The organism is Nocardia sp. NPDC051756 (genome assembly GCF_040681495.1).
Lineage (GTDB): Bacteria > Actinomycetota > Actinomycetes > Mycobacteriales > Mycobacteriaceae > Nocardia.
The window spans coordinates 849,595-871,565 of sequence record NZ_JBFAYV010000002.1; the positions used below are offsets into that span (position 1 = coordinate 849,595).

1 protein-coding gene (running past one end of the window) is annotated in these 21,971 nt (G+C 68.5%); it reads right to left on the bottom strand.

The genetic code is table 11. The features are described from left to right. Positions 1-21,971, bottom strand: partial view of a non-ribosomal peptide synthase/polyketide synthase gene (locus tag AB0M22_RS10090; protein ID WP_364723256.1) — the 3' portion only. The gene runs 3,286 nt beyond the window's last position; 21,971 of the gene's 25,257 nt are visible here — the last part of the coding sequence; its start codon lies off the right edge, out of view — the gene reads right to left on this strand; the stop codon is at positions 1-3.

The following is a 21,971-nucleotide window of genomic DNA, read 5'->3' on the forward strand; positions in this document are numbered from 1 at the left end:
TCAGGTGCGGTCGGCACGCTCCAGTAGGGCGGTGAGGACGTGGCCGATCCTGGCCAGCGCCGACTCGGTGGTCATCCGCCAGTGCGAGGTATGCACGGCGTGGTTGTGCACGGTGCCGTCGACGGCATCCGCCCAGGTTGCGGCCCCGGTGGCACCGGTGGGATCGTCCAGGGCCGCGGTGAAATAGACGAGATTGCCCTTGTAGGGGCGGGGTCGGTAGCGCGTGATCAGCTCCGGTGCGCGGACCCCCGAGTCCAGCACCCGGCGGAGCCGGTCGGCGCCGAACGAGGCGAACGGCTCGGGCAGTTCGGCCATTCGGCGCGCCAATTGGGTGAGCTCCAGGCCGGTTTCGGCGGCGTGGTCGCCGAGCAGCCCGCCGAGTAGATCCGCCACCGGGACGGGCGCGGATTCGTCCACCGTGACCAGTCGCGAGCTGTCCATCATGGCCAGCAGCGCGACATGCTGGCCCGCGTCCTGCAATTGGACCGCGACCGCGTGTGCGAGTACGCCGCCGAGCGACCAGCCGAGCAGGTGATACGGGCCCTCCGGCTGCACGGCGCGGATCTCGCGCACGTACTGCCCGGCCCAGTCCTCGATCGACTCCGGCAGCGGCGCCGCGGAACTCAGCGCGGGCGACTGGATCCCGTATACGCCGCGCTCCGGGTCGATGTGGGCGGCCAGGCCGGCGAACGACCACGCGACGCCGCCCGCCGGATGCAAGCAGAACAACGGTTCCCGGGATCCGCCGCCCCGCAAGGGCAACAGCACGTCGAACGCGGCGGCCGCGTCGACTCGCCCACGGCCGGACCGGTGTTGGGCCAACTGGGTGAGCATCGCTCCCGGCGTCGGCGCGGCGAACAGCCAGACGACCGGAATCGGCTCGGCGAGCGCCGCGCTCAGCCGGGCGGACAGGCGGGTGGCGAGCAGGGAATTGCCGCCGTGTTCGAAGAAGTTGTCGTCCAGGCCGATCCGGTCCGCGCCGAGCACCTCGGCGAAGCAGGCGCAGAACTGCCGCTCCAGTTCCGTCGCGGGGGCGCGGAACTCGTGGGTGCGCGGCTCGGGTCTGGGCAATGCCGCCCGGTCGACCTTGCCATTCGGGTTGCGCGGCAGCGTGTCCAGTTGCCGCAGCACCGCGGGCACCATGTAGCTGGGCAGCAGGTCCGCCACCGCGGCGCGCAGTATGTCCGTATCGACCGGCTCGGTGGCGGTGAAATACCCGGCCAGCATCGCGTTCTCGTCGCCGGCGTGCTGCGCGACGACGATCGCCTCCGTCACCGCGGGCCGCGAGCGCAACGCGTGCTCGATCTCGGCGAGTTCGATGCGGTAGCCGCGGACCTTCACCTGGAAGTCGCGGCGCTCGACGTATTCGAGGTTCCCGTCGACGCCCCAGCGCACCAGATCACCCGTGCGGTACAACCGGGTACCCCGCGCGCCGAACGGGTCCGCCACGAAGCGCTCGGCGGTCAATTCCGGCCTGCCGTGATAGCCGCGGGCCAATTGCGCGCCGCCTAGGTACAGCTCGCCGGTGACGCCGGCCGGGACCGGATGCAGCCGGTCGTCCAGCACGTAGACGCGACTGCCGGATTCCGGGGTGCCGATGGGCACCACCGTGTGCCGCGTCCCGGGGACGGTCCGGTAGCGCGTCACCGAGACCGCCGCTTCGGTCGGCCCGTACAGGTTGTCGATCCGGGCATCGGTCCGGGCGCGCGCCTGCTGGACCGTGGTCGCCGGCAGTGGTTCACCGATGACGAGCAGCCTGCGCAGCGAGCGCGGCAGTCGATCGCCCGCTGCCTCGGTCAGCATGGCCAGTAGCGACGGGACCAGCGTCACGGTGGTGATCGAGGCGCGCCGGATCAGGTCGAGGACCTGGGCCGGGTCCCGGTGTGCGGCAGCGGGGGCCAGCACGATTCGGGCGCCGGTCCGCGGCGCCCACCACAATTCCCAGATCGACAGGTCGAAGGCGGCCGAGGTCATCAGCAGGGTGGCGTCGTCGGCGCCGAGGGCGTATTCCGACTGCAGCCAATCCAGCTGATGGGCGACGGCAGCGTGCGGAACCGCCACGCCCTTCGGGGTTCCGGTGGAGCCGGAGGTGAAGATGAGGTACGCGGTGTTCGACGGCGACAGCGGCGCAGCACGCTCGCCGTCTTGTACCGGCCGCGCATCGATGGATTGATCGACCGTCGAAATATCCAGCACCACAGCGTGATTCGAGACGGTGACCGGGAGCATCGGATGCGCGGCCGAGGTGAGGACCAGTTCCGGGCTCGCGGCGGCGAGAATCCGCACGGTGCGATCCAGCGGGTGGGCCGGATCGAGCGGCAGATAGGCACCGCCCGCCGTGACCACCGCGTACATCGCGACGAGCAGATCGACGCTGCGCGGGATCGCCAGGGCGACAACCGATTCCGGTGCGACGCCGCGATCGATCAGCACGCGCGCCAACCGGTTTACCCGAGCACCGAATTCACCATAGGTGAGGGTTTCGGCGTCATCGACGATCGCCACCGCGTCCGGCGTCCGAGCCGCCTGCGCCTCGAAGGCGGAAAGCAGTGTGGTCGTGTCGAATTCGCGTTCAGAACGGTTCCACGCGACCAGCATGCGCTCGGACTCCGCCCGGTCGAGCAGAGCGAGATCGCCGACAGGCAACTGCGGATCAGCACAGACCGCACCCAGCAGTCGTTGCAGTCGACCCGCGAATCCGGCGACGGTGCTCTCGTCGAACAACGCGGTCGCGTAGCTGATCGAGGCCGCCATCCCGGTCGGCACACCATCGGCGTCATACCGGTCGGTGACCACCAGGTGCAGATCGAACTGTGCGACCTCGGAGTCGAAATCCGCTGCGGTAGCGGTCAATCCGTCCAATGCGAAGTCGGCGCCCGCCTGATTGTGGAAGGAGAAGCCGACCTGGAACAACGGATGCCGCGCCGTCGACCGCTCCGGGTTCAGCACCTCCACCAGCCGCTCGAACGGAACGTCGGCGTGCGCGAACGCGGCGACATCGGCGGCCCGCACCTGGTCGAGCAGCTCGGTGAACCCGGTGCCCGCGTCGATCCGGGCCCGCAGCACGAGCGTGTTCACGAACATGCCGACCACGTCGTCGAGTTCGGCGGCGCCGCGCCCGGCGACCGGCGTGCCGACGGCGATGTCCGTGGTGCCGGACAGCCGAGCGAGCAGCACCGCGAACGCCGCGTGCAACACCATGAACAGCGTGGCCCCGGACTCCCGGCCGAGCGCGACCAGACCGGCGTGCGCCCGGGCGTCGATGGCGAAGTCGACGTGGCCGCCGCGGGTGGCCACGATGGCGGGCCGCGGCCGGTCGGTGGGCAGGGTCAGCTGAGCGGGCAGGCCGGCCAGGGTGTCGGTCCAGAACCGGAGTTGGCGCGAGACCAGCGAATCCGGATCGTCCTCGGCCCCGAGCAGCTCGCGCTGCCACCGGCTGTAGTCCGCGTACTGGACCGGCAGCGGGGCCCATTCGGGCGCACGACCTTGCCTGCGCGCGGCATAGGCGACCATCACGTCCCGGGCCAGCGGCGCCAGCGACGAACCGTCGGCGGCGATGTGGTGCACGACGACCACCAGCACGTGTTCGCGCGCCACCGCGTCCGCGGCGACCGGCACGAACAGCCTGGCACGCACGGGAACCGCTTCGGCGACATCGAATCCGCCGCCGACGAAGTCCGCGACCGCGGCGGCGAGATCATCGGCGGGAACGGCGATGGGCGCGAGCACCGGCGTGCCCGACTCCCCCGCCGGGAGCACCACCTGCACCGGGCCCGACTCGTGCTGCGGGTACACGGTGCGCAGCACCTCGTGCCGGTCGACCACGTCCGCGATCGCGGCATTCAGCGCGGCGACATCGAGATCGCCGGTCAAGCGGACGGCGAGCGGGATGTTGTAGGCGGTCGATTGCCGATCGAGACGGTTGAGGAACCACATGCGCTGCTGTGCCAGCGAGAGCGGCACCGGTCCGGTTTCGGTACGCCTCGTCAGCACCGGACCCGACTGTGTCGCGCCGGACGCCGCCGCGGCGAGTGCGGCGACGGTCGGATGCTCGAACACCGACCGCACACCGACGCCGACCGCGAGCCGGTTGCCGAGCCGTGCGGCGAGCTGCGTCGCGGTCAGCGAGTTGCCGCCGAGGGCGAAGAAGTCGTCATCGAGCCCGATCCGCGACTCTAGGCCGAGCACGTCGGCGATGACCTCGGCGACGGCCTGCTCGGCGGCGGTGCGCGGCGCCCGGAACTCGGCCGTCCGGAATTGCGGCTCCGGCAAGGCCTGCCGATCGAGCTTGCCGACCGGGGTCAACGGCAACTCGTCGAGCACCATGACGGTGGCAGGCACCATGTAGGCGGCCAGCGAGCGACCGGCATGGGCCCGCAGCTCTTCGGCATCGATCCCACGACCGACTACATACGACACCAGCGATGTCACGCCCGCGGCGTCCGTGTGCCCCAGGGTGACCGCCGCCTCGACCGAGGCATGAGTCGCGAGAACGGCATCGATCTCGCCGAGTTCGATGCGCAACCCACGTACCTTCACTTGCTGATCCGAGCGTCCAACGTAGTGGACCGCGCCTGTCGTGGTCCACCGCACCAGATCGCCGGCGCGATAGAGCCGCCCGCCTGCCGGACCATAGGGGTCGGCGATGAACCGCTCGGCCGAAAGACCAGGCCGTGAATGGTAACCCCTGGCCAGGCCGGGTCCGCGCAGGTACAGCTCGCCGGTGACCCCGACCGGCACCGGTCGCAGCCGGGCATCGAGGATCACCGCCGACATGCCGTGGATCGGGGTGCCCATGTCGAACGGATCGTCCGGGCGCAGGCGGGCGCTGATCGTGGCGATGATCGTGGTCTCGGTCGGGCCGTAGGTGTTGTAGAAGGCGCGGCCGATTCCCCAGCGCCGCACCATATCCGGGCCATAGGACTCGCCGCCGACGGTCAGGTGCCGCAGCTCGTGCAGGTCGGTCGGGTCGAGCGTGCGCACCACCGCGGGGGTGATGAAGGCGTGCGACACCCGCCGCTCGCGCAGGAGGGTGGTCAGTTCAGAGCCGCCGTAGACACCGGCCGGCGCGATCACCAACGCCGCGCCAGCCGACAGGGCGAGCAGCAGTTCGAGCATGGACGCGTCGAAGCTCGGCGAGGCGACGTGCAGGATGCGGGCGGCCGCGGTGATCTCGTACCGGTCGCGCTGGGCGCGGGCCACTCCGGCGAGGCCGGCGTGAGTCGCGAGCACGCCCTTGGGCGTTCCGGTCGAGCCGGAGGTGTAGATCATCCAGGCCGGATTGCCCACGCGGACCGGGCGGATCAGCTCGTCCTGCGCGATCGGGGTCGCGCTGGTGTGCCGCATCCTGACCGCGGTCGCGGGTGCGTCGAGAACCAGCCAGTCGACGTCGGCCGGCAGCGTCCGGTGCGACCGGCTCGTGGTCAGCCCGAGGGCCGCCGCCGAATCCGACAGCATGTGGGTGATGCGCTCGGCCGGGTAGGTCGGGTCGACGGGGACGAAGGCGGCGCCGGTCTTGGCGACCGCCCAGACCGCCAGCAGGGATTCGATCGAGCGCTCGATGGCGATGGCGACCACGTCTTCGGCGCCGATGCCGTGGCCGATCAGCATTCTGGCCAGGCGGGCCGATTGTTCGTCGAGTGCGCGGTAGGTCAGGGTGCGGTCGGTCGAGATCAGCGCGGTGGCGGCGGGATTCATGGCCACGGCGGCGGTCATCAGGTCGGCGAGGGTGCGCGGTTCGACGGGGTGCGCGCCGCGGCGGGCGAGCAGCTCGGCGCGTTCGGCCGGAGCGAGCAAGTCCGCGGCGCCGATCGGACGGTCCGGTTCGGCGGTCAGGGTGCCGAGCAGGCGACCGAATCGGCGGAGCAGGCCGGCGGCGGTGGTTTCGTCGAACAGGTCGGTGGCGTAGTCGAGTTCGACGGCGAGGTGACCGTCGGCGTCGGGCTCGGCGGCGATGGTGAACTGGAGATCGAATCGGGCCACCGGCTCGTCGAATTCGACTGCGGTGAGGTCCAATCCGGGCACGGCGAAGGTGGCCGCGCCGGTGTTCAGGTAGCTCAGCGCGACGGTGAAGAGCGGATGGCGGGCCGGGGAGCGTTCGATGCCCAGCTCGTCGACCACTCGGTCGAACGGCACGGTCGCGTTGCCGAATGCGGCCAGGTCGGTGGTTCTGGTCTGGGCGATCAGGTCGGTGAACGATCGGCCGAGGTCCGGGCGGGTGCGCAGGACGACGGTGTTGACGAACATGCCGACCAGATCGTCGAGGGCCGCTTCGCCACGGCCGGCCACCGGGGTGCCGATGGCGATGTCGCTGGAGCCGGACAACCGGGCCAGCAACACCGCCAAGGCGGCGTGCACCACCATGAAGGGAGTTGCGTTGTGCTGCACCGCGATTTCGCCGATTCGGGTGGCGACTTCGCCGCCGATTCGGGCACGCACGCTCGCGCCACGCCCTGTCGCAACCGCCGGACGTGGACGGTCCGTCGGCAAGGCCAGTTCGGTCGGGAGATCGCGCAGCGTCTCGGTCCAGTACGAGAGTTGCTCTCGTGCAGCAGAATCCAACGCATCGGTCTGCCACAGCGCGTAGTCGGCGTACTGAGCGGTCAAGTCCGGCCAATTCGGTGCCGTATCCAGCACTCGAGATAGGTAGGCGGACAGCAGGTCTCGCAGCAGCGGGCGCATCGAATAGCCGTCGGCGGCGATGTGGTGCAGCACCACGACCAGCACGTGCTCGGCTTCGTGCACCCGCAGCAGCACCGCGCGCACCGGCACCTCGGTGGTGACATCGAAACCGGCGACCAGGAATTCGGCTATCCGCTCGGAGACCGGACGGCCATCGAGGTCTTCGCTCGCGAGCTGTATCGGTGCCGGGTCGGCGGGCAGGATCACCTGGTGGCCGCTACCGGCCGCGTCGACGGGGAAGACCGTGCGCAATACCTCATGCCGGGCAACGACATCGGCGAACGCCGCTCGCAGAGCGACAACATCGAGTTCGCCTTCGATGCGCAGTGCGACAGGGATGTTGTGGGTGGCCGAGGCGGGGTCGAGCCGGTTGAGGAACCACATGCCGCGCTGCACCGGGGCCAGCGGAATGATTCCCGGACGCGGACCCGCGATCAGCGGCACCGACTGTTCCAGCGCGGCAGCGTCATCGGCGATCCGCGCGGCCAACGCGCGCACGGTCGGCGCTTCGAACACCAGGCGGACCGGAACGCGATGGCCGAGTCGCGCACCGACCCGGGCGAGCACCCGGGTGGCGATCAAGGAGTTGCCGCCGAGGTCGAAGAAGCTGTCGTCGGCGCCGATCGGCCCGCTCGCCAGCACCGCTTCGAAGGCCTCGGCGACGAGGCGTTCGGCCGGAGTGACCGGGGCACGGAAGGCAACTCGGTCGAATACAGGTTCCGGCAATGCTTTTCGATCCAGCTTGCCGGAAGCGTTGAGCGGGAACGCGTCCAGCACAACGATGGTCGACGGGATCATGTAGGACGGCAAGGTCTCGCGTACTACGCGCAAAACTTCGTCTTCGGCAACCGTGTTGTGCGCGGTGACGTAGCCGACCAGTTGGTCACCGGTGCGGGTTGCGACAACGGCTGCGGCGGCTTGGAATACGCCGGGCACGGCGGCGAGGACCGCCTCGATCTCGCCCAGTTCCAGCCGCTGACCACGGAACTTCACCTGGAAGTCGGTACGGCCCAGGTACATCAGTTCGGCGCTGTCACCGGTGGCATCCCAACGCACCAGATCACCGGTGCGGTACATGCGTTCACCGGGTGTGCCGAACGGGTTGGCCACGAACCGATCCGCCGTCAGGTCGGGCCTGCCGTGATAACCGCGAGCCAGCTGAGTACCCGCCAGGTACAGCTCGCCGGCGACACCGGGCAGGGTCGGGCGCAGGCGCGAATCCAGCACGTAGACCCGGCTGTTCCACTCCGGGTTGCCGATCGGCAGGACCGTGCCCCCGATTTCGCCGGTGACGTCGCGGTAGGTGATGCTCACCGCCGCCTCGGTCGGGCCGTACAGGTTGTGCAGCCGGGCCCGGCTCACCGCACCGAAGGCGCGGACCGTCTCGGCGGGCAATGCCTCCCCGATCACGAAGACGGTGCGTAGCGAGGCGAGAGCCGTACGCAGGCCGGCGGTTTCGACGTGTCCGGCGAACGCACTGAGCATCGAGGGCACGAAATCGGTGATGGTGACGCCGTTGGCCTCGATGACCTCGGTGAGGTAGCCGGGATCGCGGTGGCCGTCCGGGGCGGCGAGCACCAGCGGTGCGCCGATGCGCAGGGGCAAGAAGTATCCCCAGAGCGACACATCGAAGGTGGTCGCAGTTTTCTGGAGGTACACGTCCTCGGCGGTCAGCTGGTACTCGGACTGCATCCAGGTCATCTGGTTGACGATCGCGGCGTGGGAGACGCTGACGCCCTTGGGTTTTCCGGTGGAGCCGGAGGTGAAGATCACGTATGCCGGGTGCTGCGGGTGGATCGGTGCGCGGCGCTCGTGCCCGGCGATCGGGTCATCCGCAAGGCCGTCGAGCGCGAGTTCATCGACGCACATGACCGGACCGGCACAGTCGATGCCGACCAGGTCAGCCGTGGTGGTGAGCAGCGCCGCGGGTTGTGCGGTGCCGAGGATGTGCGCGATCCGTCGCGCCGGATGGTCCGGGTCGATCGGCACATAGGCGCCGCCCGCCTTGAGCACCGCGTACATGGCGACGACCAGGTCCACCGAGCGCCGGATCGCCAGCGCGACCAGCGATTCCGGGCCGATGTTCGCCGCGATCAGGTGCCGCGCCAGCTGATTGGTCCGGCGGTCCAGCTCGCCGTAGGTCATCGTCGTCGCGCCGGTGCCGTTGTCCGGGACGAAGATCAGTGCCGGATCGTCCGGTGTCGCCGCGGCCTGGGCTTCGAATTCGTCGAGCAGCATTTCCGCGAGGCAGGCGGTGTGCGCGGAGTCGTTCCACTCGGTCACCACTCGATGCAGCTCACCGGCGCCGAACAGGTCGATGTCGCCGACCACCTGCTCCGGATCGGTGGTGACCGCGCCGAGCAGGCGGAGGAACCGGGATCCGAAGGTCGCGACGGTGCCTTCGTCGAAAAGATCCGTGGCGTAGGTGAACTGGATCGCCTCGTCGGTCACGGTGAGCTGGAGATCGAATGGTGTTGTCTGGTAATCCAACTCGTGCTCGGCGACGACGACGCCCGCCATATCCAGTTCGACGTGGGCGAGATTCTGGAAGAACAACGCGATCTGGAACAGCGGATGCCGTGCCTCGGATCGCGGCGGATCGAGCACCTCGACCAGCCGCTCGAACGGCACCTCCGCATGGGCGAAGGCGTCGAGGTCGCTGTCCCGCACGCGCCGCAGCACCTCGGCGAACGGGTCCGCCCCGGCGACCTCGGCGCGCAGCACCAGGGTGTTGACGAACATGCCGACCAGGTCGTCGAGCGCGGCGTCGCCACGGCCCGCGATCGGCGCGCCGATGGCGATGTCGCCGGTGCCGGACAGCCGGGCCAGCAAGGTGGCCAGGGCGGCATGCACCACCATGAACGGGGTTGCGTCATAGCGCGCCGCCACAGCGGTAATACCCGCGCGGACAGCATCATCCAGTTCGATCTTCGTGTCGGCCGCGGCGTGCGTGGCGACGGCCGGTCGCGGTCGATCGGTGGGTAGCTCGAGTTGCACGGGCAAGGCCCGCAGCGCTTCCTGCCAATAGCGCAGTTGGCGCGCGGCCACCGATTCCGAATCGTCTTCGGCGCCCAGCACTTCGCGCTGCCACAGTGCGTAATCGGCGTATTGCACCGCCAACTCGGCCCAGGCGGGCGCGGTTCTGGTCGCGCGCGCCGCGTAGGCGGTGGCGATGTCGCGGGCCAGCGGCGCCATCGAGAAGCCGTCGGCGGCAATGTGATGCACGACCAAGGCGAGCAGGTGCGCGCGATCGGCCAACCGGATCAGTCCGATGCGCAACGGCACCTCGCTGGTCACGTCGAACGGCGTGGCAACGAACTCCGGCAGCGCGGCGGCCGAATCGAGCGATTGCAGCGATGACACCTGGCCGGGTTCGAGAATCCGCTGGTAACCGGTGCCGTCGAGGTCCGGGTAGACCGTGCGCAGCGTCTCATGCCTGCCGACCACGTCGGCGACCGCGGCGGCCAGCGTGTTCGGGTCCAGGTAGCCGGTGAGCCGGACGACGACCGGGATGTTGTGCACGGTGCCGGCGGGGTCGAAGCGGTTGAGGAACCACATGCGCTGCTGGGCCGGCGACAGGGGTACCAGCTCCGGGCGGGGGCGCGCGGTGAGCGGCGGCCTGCTGCCGGTGCCGATCTGCCGCCCGGCCCGTGCCGCCAGCCCGGCGACGGTCGGCGCTTCGAACAGCATCCGGACCGGGATCTCGGCGTCGAAGGCGGCGCCGAGCCGGGCCGCGACCTGCGTCGCGATCAGGGAATTGCCGCCGAGGGCGAAGAAGTCGTCGTCGGCGCCGACCCGGTCGAGGCCGAGCAGCTCGCCGATGATGTCGGCGACCGCGCGTTCGGTGTCGGTGGCCGGCGCGCGATAGGCGGTCGCCTCGAAGACCGGCGCGGGCAGGGCTTTACGGTCGATCTTGCCGGAGGTGTTGAGCGGCAGCTCATGCAGCGGAACGATCGCCGAAGGCACCATGTACGCGGGCAATTCCGCGCTCAGCGCGGACCGGGCCCCGTCCAGGTCCACCGAATGGCGCGCGGCGGCAACCACGTACGCCACCAGCCTGTCGCCGAGCCGATCCTCGGAATGCAGCACCACGACGGCCTGCGCGATCGAATCCACCGCGGTCAGCGCGGTCTCGATCTCGCCGAGCTCGATCCGCAGGCCGCGCAGCTTCACCTGGAAATCGGTGCGGCCCAGGTACTCCACTTCGCCATCGGCGTTCCATTTGACGAGATCGCCGGTGCGATACATCCGCTCGCCGCCGGCGAACGGATTCGCGACGAACCGATCCGCGGTCAGATCCGGCCGGGCGAGATAGCCGAGCGCCAGCTGCGCGCCCGCCAGGTACAGCTCCCCCGGCACACCCACCGGCACCGGTCGCATCCGCGAATCCAGCACCAGCAGTCGGGTATTGAACACCGGCCTGCCGATCGGCACGCTGACCACATCGGCCGCGGTCACCTCGTGGAAGGTGACGTCGACGGTGGCCTCCGTCGGTCCGTACAGGTTGTGCACCCGCGCTCCGATCACCTCACGCGCCCGCTGCGCGGCCAGCGCGGGCAATGCCTCACCGGAGGCGAATACGTTGCGGAGCGTAATGCACTCGTTTGCCCTTCGCTCGACAATGAACATCGACAACATGGCGGGCACGAAATGGGCCGTGGTCACCCCCTCTTCGATGATCAAGCGGGCTAGATAGGCGGGGTCGCGATGCCCGTCCGGGCGGGCGACGACCAAGCGCGCACCGACCTGCAGGGGCCAGAAGAACTCCCACACCGACACGTCGAAAATGGCCGGGGTCTTCTGCAATACCGCGTCGTCGGCGGCGAGGTGGTAGGTCTGCTGCATCCAGTGCAGCCGGTTCACGACGGCCGCGTGCGAGACCGTGACTCCCTTCGGGCGGCCGGTCGAGCCGGAGGTGAACAGGACGTAGGCGGTGTGCGCCGAGGTCAGCACGCCGACTCGGTCCAGGTTGGTCAACGGGGTCGGCGCGTAGCCGGTCAGGTCCAGGCGGTCGATGCGGAACTGCCGGGCCGCGACACCGTCCAGGTCCATGCCGGAGGTGAGCACGCAGACCGGCTTGGCGGTCTCTAGCACGTGGTCGATGCGCTCGGCGGGATGGTCGGGATCCAGCGGGACGTATGCACCACCCGCCACGGTGACCGCGTACATGCCGGCGATCAGCTCGATCGAGCGCCGCATACCAAGCGCGACAAGGGAATCCGGGCCCACGCCTTGGTCTACGAGCCATCGGGCCAGGCGGTGCACCTTCGCGGCGAAGTCCGCGTACGACAGGCTGGTTCCCTCGAAGGTGAGCGCGATCGCCTCCGGTGTTCTGACTACCTGCGCCTCGAACAAGGAGACCAGCGTCTGTCCGGCGTCCATCGGGTGCGCGGTGTCGTTCCAGTCGTTCAGCACGAGCGCACGTTCCGCGGCGTCCAGTAGTTCGATATCGCCGAGGACGATGGACGCATTCGCCGAAACGGTTTCGAGCACACGCACGAACCGCGCCGCGAACGACTCGACCGTGCGTTGGTCGAAAAGGTCTGTCGCGTAGCGCATCACGCCGCGCAACGCGGTGCCCGTGTCGGCAACATACTCGGCCAGTTCGAGACTCAGGTCGAACTGCGCGACCTGGCTGTCGATCGGGTACGCCGACACCTCGAGTCCGGGCAGTCGCAGGACGGTGTCGTCGCGATGCTCGAAGGTGAGCAGTGTCTGCACGATCGGGGAATGCGACTGTGCACGTACCGGATTCAGTTCGTCGACGAGCCGCTCGAAGGGTAGGTCGGCATGGGCGAACGCGCGGACGTCGGCGTCGCGCACCACGCTGAGTAGTTCGGCGAACGACATGTCCGGAGCTACGCGGGAGCGCAGCACGAGGGTGTTCACGAACATGCCGACCAGGTCGTCCAGTGCGGCTTCGGCGCGCCCCGCGATGGGAGTGCCGATGGCGACGTCGTCCACCCGGGCGAGCCGGGCGAGCAATGTCACGAAGGCGGCGTGGATGACCATGAACGACGAAACACCATGCCTGCGTGCCAGATCCGCGATCGATCCGGTCAGCTCGGTAGACACGGCGAACTCGACGGCGGCACCCCGGCCGGAGGCAACGGGCGGTCGCGGGCGGTCGGCGGGCATTTCGAGCACCGGCGCGAGTCCGGCGAGTTCCGTGCGCCAGTAGGCGATCTGCGCGGCCAGCAGTGATTCGGGGTCATCGGCCGCCCCGAGCACTTCGTGCTGCCACAGCGTGAAGTCCGCGTATTGGACCGGCAGCTGACGCCATTGCGGGGCCGCGCCCGTTGTCCGTGCGGTGTACGCAACCATGAGATCCCGCGCGAGCGGTGCGGTCGAGACGCCGTCCGCGGCGATGTGGTGCACCACGACGACGAGTACGTGGTCGTCCGGCGAGACCCGGAACAGGGCGGCCCGCACCGGCATTGCGGTGCGCAGATCGAAGCCGACGGCGGCCGCCGCCAGTACGGCTGCTGCGAGGTCCAGTTCGGCCACGTCGACGGGTTGCAGGTCGAACTCGGCCACCTCGTCGCCGGACAGCACCACCTGAGTCGGCCCCAGCTGGTCCGACGGAAATATGGTGCGCAGCGATTCGTGCCGCTCGACTACGTCACGCAAAGCCGTCCGCAACGCGTCCGTATCCAGCGCACCGGCCAGCCTGATGGTGATCGGGATGTTGTAGACGGCAGATTCCGGATCGAGGCGATTCAGTAGCCACATCCGAGTCTGCGCGAGCGACAGCGGAATACGAGCAGGGCGCTCCCGCACCGCCAGCTCCGGCCGCGGCGTGTCGGAGGCGGGCCGCGCGGAATCCGCGACCCGCGTGGCGAGTTCGGCCACCGTCGGCGCTTCGAACACCGCGCGCACCGTCAGCGCGCAGCCGAACGCCGCATTGACCCTGGCGACCAGCCGCATGGCGAGCAACGAGTTGCCGCCGCGGGCGAAGAAGTCGTCGTCTGCTCCGATCCGGTTGCCGGTCACGCCGACCAGGTCCGTGATCAGCGCGGCGAGCACCGACTCGACGCCCTCCCGCGGAGCGCGGAATCCCGCTGCCGTGCCGGTGAATTCGACGGCCGGCAACGCGGCGCGGTCGAGTTTCCCGACGGTGGTAAGCGGCATCTCGTCGAGTACGACCAGATGCGCGGGAACCATGTACGCGGGCAGTCGATCCCGCAGGTCGTCCAGCACCGCTTCGGGATTCAGTTCGGCGCCGGTGGCGTAGCCGACCAGGCATTCGTATCCGGCCGTGTCCCGGGCGAGCAGGACGGCGGCGTTCGTGACGCCTGCCGTCCCGGCCAGCGCCGCCTCGATCTCTCCGAGTTCGATCCGCTGGCCACGCAGCTTGATCTGGAAGTCGTTGCGGCCCAGATACACCAGGTCGCCGCCCCGGTTCCAGCGCACCAGGTCACCGGTGCGGTACATCAGCCGGCCCGGCACCCCGAACGGGTCCGCGGTGAACCGTTCCGCGGTCAGTCCGGGTCGTCCCTGGTAGCCGCGAGCAAGTTGGTCACCGGCGAGGTACAGCTCACCGGTGACCCCGATCGGCACCGGCCGAAGCCGGGCGTCCAATACGTAGGTGCGGGTGTTCCAGCACGGCCGGCCGATGGCGACGTCCAGCCCGGAGCCGACGTCGGAATCGGAGAACTCGTGGAAGACAGCCGAGATCGCTGCCTCCGTCGGCCCGTAGGCGTTGTGCACCACGCCGTCGAGGGTGGAGCGGAGCGCCGCGAGCAGATCCGGGGTGAGTGCCTCACCACCGCAGTGCAGGTGCCGGAGTGAGCGCAACGCGTCGCCCATGCCCTCACCGATCAGCGCGGCGAGCACCGACGGCACGTATTCGGCGATGGTGATGCCGTAGGTGCGGAGTAGACCCGCCAGGTATGCCAGGTCCAGATGCCCACTGGGGCGGGCGATCACCAGCGGAGCGCCGACGGCGATCGGCAGGAAGCATTCCCAGACCGACACGTCGAAGGTCAGCGGGGCACGTTGCAGGATTCGGTCGGCGGCGGTGACTTCGTAGCGGAATTCCAACCAGCGCAGCTGATTCACGATGGCGCGGTGGGTGACGGCAACACCCTTTGGTCGTCCGGTAGATCCGGAGGTGAACAGCACGTACGCCGTATTGTCCTGGCGCAGTGGCGCTCCCCGCTGGGCATCGGTCACCGGACCGTCGGAGAATTCGTCCAGCGGAAGTTCGGCGAGGTCGACAACGCGCACCCCGTCGAGTTCCGGCAGTTCGGCGCCACCCGCGGTCAGCACCAATGCCGTTGCGGCGCTGTCGATGACCTGTGCGATGCGGTCGGCGGGATGTGCGGGATCGATCGGCAGGTACGCGCCGCCTGCCCGCACGATCGCGAACATCGTCACGAGCATGTCGACCGATCGCAGTGTGGCGAGGCCGACGATCGTCTCCGGCCCGACGCCCGCCGAAATGAGCCAGCGGGCCAGGCGATTCACTCGAGCCGCAATCTCGGCATAGGTCACCGCGGTGCCCTCGTAGTACACGCCGATCTCATCACCGCTCGCCTGAACCCGGGTGGTGAGCAGATCGTCGAGCGTCTCCGGCGGCAGCGCTCGGGCGGTGGCATTGCGATCACACAGCAGCAGGCCGCGTTCGGCACTCGACATCAGGTCGACATTCGCGACCAGCGTGCGCGTGTCGCGCACCAGCGCACGCAACACGCGCTCGAAGGCGGCGAGGTAGCCGTGCACGGTCTGCTCGTCGAACAGGTCGAGCGCGTAGTGCAGGTGAACGTCGATGCCTGCGGGCGCACCGTCCGCGGCGTAGCGGTCGGTCAGTGTCCAGTCCAGGTCGAGCTGGATCGGGGCCGGGCCGACCTCGAGTGCGGCGATGTTCAGCCGGTGCAGCTGGAAGTCGGGGTCTGCCTGATTCTGGAGAGTGAGAGCTACCTGGTAGAGCGGCGAGTGTGCCTGGGAACGAACTGGATTCAGGGCGTCGACGAGTTGCTCGAACGGCACCATCGCGTGGTCGAAGGCGGCGAGGTCGGCCGTGCGGACGGCGGCCAGCAGCTCGGCCAGGGTCGCGTCGGATCGAATCTCGGTGCGCAGCACCAGGGTGTTGACGAACATGCCGACGAGTTCATCGAGCGCGGCGTCACCTCGGCCCGCGACGGGAGCGCCGATCACGGTGTCGGTGGACGCGGCGTAGCGGCTCAACACCACCGTCAACGCGGTGTGCAGCACCATGAACGGCGTCACCCGGTGGGTGGCGGCCAGGTCTTGAATCTCTTGGTGCAGCACCGAATCCAACCGTCCGACGACGGCTCCACCGAGATTTGTGGCGACCGCCGGTCGCGGCCGATCCGACGGCAAGGTGAGTACCTCGGGGATGCCCGCGAGTCGGTCTGTCCAATACCCGAGCTGGCGGGCGAGCACAGAACGGCGATCTTCGACCGAGCCGAGCACGGTCCGCTGCCAGACCGCGAAGTCGGCGTACTGCACCGGAAGTGGGCTCCACGCCGGCACCGTATCCGCGCAGCGCGCGACGTATGCCGCGGCCAGATCGCGGGTCAGTGGTGCGAAAGACCAACCGTCGGCGGCGATGTGATGGACGACGAACAGCAGGACGTGCACCCGGCCGCCCGGCGGCACGGACAACTCGCCGTCGTCCAAGCGCAGCAGGCGAACTCGCAGCGGAACCTCGACGGTGACGTCGAACTCGCTCGCGGCCGCGCTGGCGATCAGGTCGGGTAGCTCGGCCGGGCGCACCGGACGGGCCACCAGGTCGACCAGCTTCGTCTCCGCCGGAAGCACCACCTGGGTTGCGGCGCCGTCCTGTTCGGGATAGATCGTGCGCAGCGTCTCGTGCCGCGCGATCACGTCGGCAATGGCCGCTTCCAGCGCGGCAACGTTCAGCGCGCCGGTGAGCCGCAGTGCGAAGGGGATGTTGTAGCCGCTACCGGTGGTGTCGAACCGATTGAGGAACCACATGCGCTGCTGGGCGATCGACAACGGGATCGGATCGGGACGGTCCTGTGCCGTGAGTGGCGGCAGGACAGTCGCTTCGGCTTCCACCGAGCGGTCGACGGTGAGCCGCAACGCCAGTTCGCGCACGGTCGGCGCGTCGAAGATCGTGCGCACCGGGACCGCGGTGCCCGTCGCCTTCCCGAGGCGGGCGGCGAGTTGAGTAGCGATCAGCGAGTTTCCGCCGAGTGCGAAGAAATCATCGTCGGCACCGACGCGATCGGCGCCGAGCAGCGCAGTAAATGTCTCGGCGACAAGCGATTCCGCGACCCCCACCGGTTCCGCGAACTCAGTAGGCGCGAAGATGGGCGCGGGCAGTGCCTTTCGGTCCAGCTTGCCGGAGGCAGTGACCGGAAGCCGGTCGAGCATCACGAAGGCGCGCGGCACCATGTATCCCGGCAGTCGGGTGGCCAATTCGGCACGTAGCCAATCGCCGGCGACCGACGCATCGGCCACCACGTAGGCCACCAGTTGGTCGCCGTTCGCGTGGTCGTCCCGAACCAGTACGACGGCTTGGGCAACGGCGGGCAAGGACAGCAGCGCCGATTCGATCTCACCCAGCTCGATCCGCAGACCACGGATCTTCACCTGGAAGTCGGTGCGACCCAGGAATTCCAGCTCACCGGCAGACGTCCAGGCCACGAGGTCACCGGTTCGGTACATGCGCCCGCCCGCTGGATCGAACGGATCGGCCACAAACCGGTCACCCGTCAAATCCGCGCGGCCCCAATAGCCACGGGCCAACTGCGCCCCCGCCAGATATAGCTCCCCCGGCACCCCCACCGGTACAGGCCGTAGCTGTGCGTCGAGGACATACGTCCGGGTGTTCCAGATCGGTGCACCCATCGGCACCGTGTGCGTATCACCATCGGTGACCTCATGGAATGTCACCTCGACCGCCGTCTCGGTAGGCCCGTAGCCGTTGTGCACCCGCGCGCCGGTCAGCTCGCGCATCCGCTGCGCGGTCACCGCCGGCAGTGCCTCGCCGGAACAGAACACGTCTCGCAGCGTGGGCACCTCGATCTCGTCCGCAACGAACACGGCCAGCATCGACGGCACGAAATGCGCGGCGGTCACGCCCTCTCGACGCATCAGCTCACCGAGGTAAGCGGGATCCTGATGACCATCCGGCTTCGCGAGCACCAGCCGCGCGCCGACCTGCAACGGCCAGAAGAACTCCGGCACCGACACATCGAAAGTGGCGGGCGTCTTCTGCAACAGCACATCGTCGGCGTCGAGCGCGACATAGGCCGACTGCATCCACCGCAGCCGGTTCACGATGCCCGCGTGGCTCATCGCCACGCCCTTCGGCCGTCCGGTCGAGCCGGACGTGAACAAGACATACGCGATGTTCGCGGGACGCAGCGGTGCCCGCCGGTCCGCATCGGTCAACGGTGCATCCGAGTACCCGGACAGGTCGAGTCGATCGATACGTTGCTGTGCCACCGTGAGATTCAGGTCTGTGCCAGAGGTCAGCACGCAGAGCGGGGCGGCGGTATCGAGGATGTGTTCGGCGCGCTCGGCCGGGTGATCCGGATCGAGCGGCAGGTAGCCGCCGCCCGCGGTGATGATCGCGTACATCCCGGCCACCAGATCGAGCGAACGCCGCATGCCCAGCGCGACCAGCGAATCCGGGCCGACACCCTGCGCAACGAGCCAACGCGCCAACCGATTCACCCGGCCCGCGAACTCGGCGTAAGACAGACTCGTGCCCTCGAAGGTGAGCGCTGCGGTATTGGGTGTGCGGGCAGCTTGTCCAGCGAATAGTGCAGCGAGCGTCTGTGTCTCGTCGATTGCTTGCGCGGTGTCATTCCACCGGCGCAGTACGAGTTCACGTTCCGTGTCCGCGAGCAGCTCGATGTCACCGATCTTCTGCTCCGAGTCCACGGCCGCGGCGGTGAGCATCCGCAAGAAGCGGGCTACGAACGACTCGATAGTCACCGTGTCGAACAGATCGGTGGCGTAGCGCAGACTGCTCGTCAGGCCCGCGCCGTCCTGACGCTCGTTGATCACCAGGTGCAGGTCGAATTTGGCTCCGCTGTCCTCGATCTCGACCGGCTCGATCGCAAGCCAAGGCACCTCGACCGCGCCAGTGCGGAGCACCGGCTGAGCTTCACCGAAGCTGAGCATCACCTGGAACAGAGGGTGTGCACCGGTATCGCGGTCGACGGCCATGGCGTCGACCAACCGCTCGAAGGGCAAGTCGGCGTTGGCGAACGCGGCCAGATCGGCATCGCGTGTCTGCTGGACCAGCGCACTGAACGAGGCGTCCGTAGCCACCGGTGTCCGCAGCACCAGCGTGTTGACGAACATGCCGATGAGCGCGTCGAGTTCGCGCTCACCTCGCCCGCCGATAGGCGAACCGATCACGATGTCGTCGCTGCCGCTGAGCCGCGCGAGCGTCGCCGCGAACGCGGCATGCAGCACCATGAACAATGTCGCGCCGGTGCGCCGCGCAATCACGCGCAGCCCGGCGACCACCGCGGGCTCGATCACGAAGTGCACTGCCGCACCATGATTCGACGGCACGGCCGGTCGTGGCCGATCGGTCGGCAAGGCAGTCTGCGCCGGTGCGCCGTCGAGTACGTCGCGCCAGAATCGCAGCTGCTGATAGGCCGGATCACCCGGGACATCCGGTGCGCCGAGCAATTCCCGGTGCCACAGGCTGTAATCCGCGTACTGCACCGGAAGCTCCGCCCAGTCCGGCGCGTGGCCGATCAGCCGGGCGAGATAGGCGCGCACCAGATCGGTGACCAGCGGCGGCATCGAGAGCGCATCGGCGGCGATGTGGTGGACGACGAACACGAGCACGTATTCGTCGCCGAGGACACCGCGTCCGTCATCGACCCGGTCGACCAGCAACAGCGCCACGCGCGCGGGGAGTTCGGTGGTGACGTCGAATCCGGCTCGGGCAATCGCGGCAACCGCCGACGCGACCTCGGACCGGTCCGCCGGCACCGGGTTGAGGGCGAGACCGATATCGCCGCCGTCCAGAATCAGTTGGTAGGGACCGGCTTCGGTATCGGGATACAGCGTGCGCAGCGATTCATGCCGGACCAGCACGTCCACCACGGCCCGCTCCAGCGCGGCGACATCGAGCCGGCCGGTGAGCCGGAGCACGACCGGCAGGTTGTAGACGCCGGACGAACCATCCTCGGTCTCCAGCCGGTTGAGGAACCACAACCGTTGCTGCGCGGGCGAAAGCGGAACGCGCTCCGGTCGATTCCGGCGCGTCAACGCCGGCCGGAGCACCTCCGCGGTGCTCAACACATCCACGGCGGCCGAGAAGCCCTCCACCGTGGCTGCTTCGAACAAGGCGCGCAATGGAACTCGAACGCCGATGGCCTCACCTACCCGAGCCGTCACCTGAGTGGCGTCCAGCGAACTGCCGCCGAGCGCGAAGAAGTCGTCGTCCAGACCGACCCGGTCGACGCGAAGTACCTCGGCGAATACCGCAGCGACCAACCGTTGTGCCGCGTCTACCGGAGCGCGGAACCGCTCGACCTCCAGCACTGGAGCGGGTAACGCCGCACGGTCCAGCTTGCCGCTGCTCCCCAGCGGGAACTCGGTCAGTTCGACCAACGCGGTCGGCACCATGTAGGCGGGAAGACGCTGTGCCAAAGCAGCTTTGAGGACAGCCTGATCGAGCTCAGCTCCCGGCGTGCGGACTACATAGCCCGCCAAGAATTCGCCGGACGCACCGGTGACGAGTCGGACTGCCGCCCGGCTCACCTCGGGCGACGCCAGCAATGCCGTCTCGATCTCGGCGAGTTCGATGCGCTGTCCACGGAACTTTACCTGGAAGTCCGTGCGGCCCAGGTAGACCAGCTCACCGTCCTGGCTCCACCGGACCAGATCGCCGGTTCGATACATGCGTTCGCCGCTGTTGCCGAACGGATTGGCGACGAAACGATCCGCGGTCAGGTCGACCCGGCCGTGATAGCCGCGCGCCAGCTGGTTTCCGGCCAGGTACAGCTCCCCCGGCACCCCGATGGCCACCGGTTGCAAACGTGCGTCCAGCACATACACCTGGGAGTTCCACTCCGGCTCACCGATCGGCACGACCGCCGTGTCCTCGGTGGTCACCTCGCGGTAGGTGATCGAGACCGCCGCCTCGGTGGGTCCGTAGAGATTGTGCAACCCGGCATCACTCACCCCCTGGAATGCGGCCACCGTCTCCGGCGGGAGCGCCTCGCCGATGACGAAAACGTCGCGCAGGGAATCGAGTTCGCCGGGCAGGACGTGTGCGGCGAAGACGGAAAGCATGGCGGGCACGAAGTCGGTGAGCGTGACGCCTTGGCGGGCAATGGTTTCCGCGAGGTATCGCGGATCGCGGTGGCCATCCGGTGTGGCGAGCAGCAGTGTGGCGCCGACGCGCAGCGGCAGGAAGTATCCCCAGAGGGATACGTCGAAGGTGGTTGCGGTCTTCTGCAAGTATATATCGCCGGTGCGTAGGCGGTATTCCGCGTGCATCCAGGCCAGCTGATTGGCGATGGCGCGATGACTGACCGACACCCCCTTGGGCTTGCCGGTCGAGCCGGAGGTGAAGATGACGTACGCGGGGTGTTCCGGATGCAGCGGGGCACGCCGCTCGCGTTCGCCGATCTTGGCGGCGGAGTACGTCTCCAGGTCGAGCTCATCCACGTGCTGCACCGCCACCGTGGCGGGAACTGTTGCGGGAAGCTCGAATCCGGCCGCACGCGTGGTCAGTACGGAGTGCGGCCGGGCGGTGTCGAGAATGTGTCCGATACGTTCGGCCGGATGCGTGGGGTCCACCGGAACGTAGGCCCCACCTGCCCGCGCGACCGCGTACATGGCGACGACCAGTTCGATCGAACGCGGCATCGCCAGCACCACAAGCGATTCCGGACCGACGCCGGATTCGATGAGCATTCTGGCCATCCGGTTGGCTTGATCGGACAGCTCGGTATAGGTCAGCTGCAACAGATCCGTTTTCACGGCAACGGCATTCGGCGTGCGCCGGACTTGATTGTCGAATCCCTCGTGCAGAAAGCGGTCGGCGACCTTGTGCCCGCTGGCATTCCAGCTCGCGGTGACATAGTCGAATTCGCCCGCATCGAGCAGGGAGATGTCACCGACCGGGATCTGCGGTTCGGCCACCGCCGTGCGTAACAACCGGACCAGCTTGGCCGCGAACTCGCGCACGGTCGGCGCATCGAACAGATCTGTCGCGTAGGTGAATTCGGCGCGGTACTCGGTATCCGAATCCGAGATCGTCAGTTGCAGATCGAATTTGGCGAAGCCGGGATCGAAGTCGACCAGATCGGTGGCCA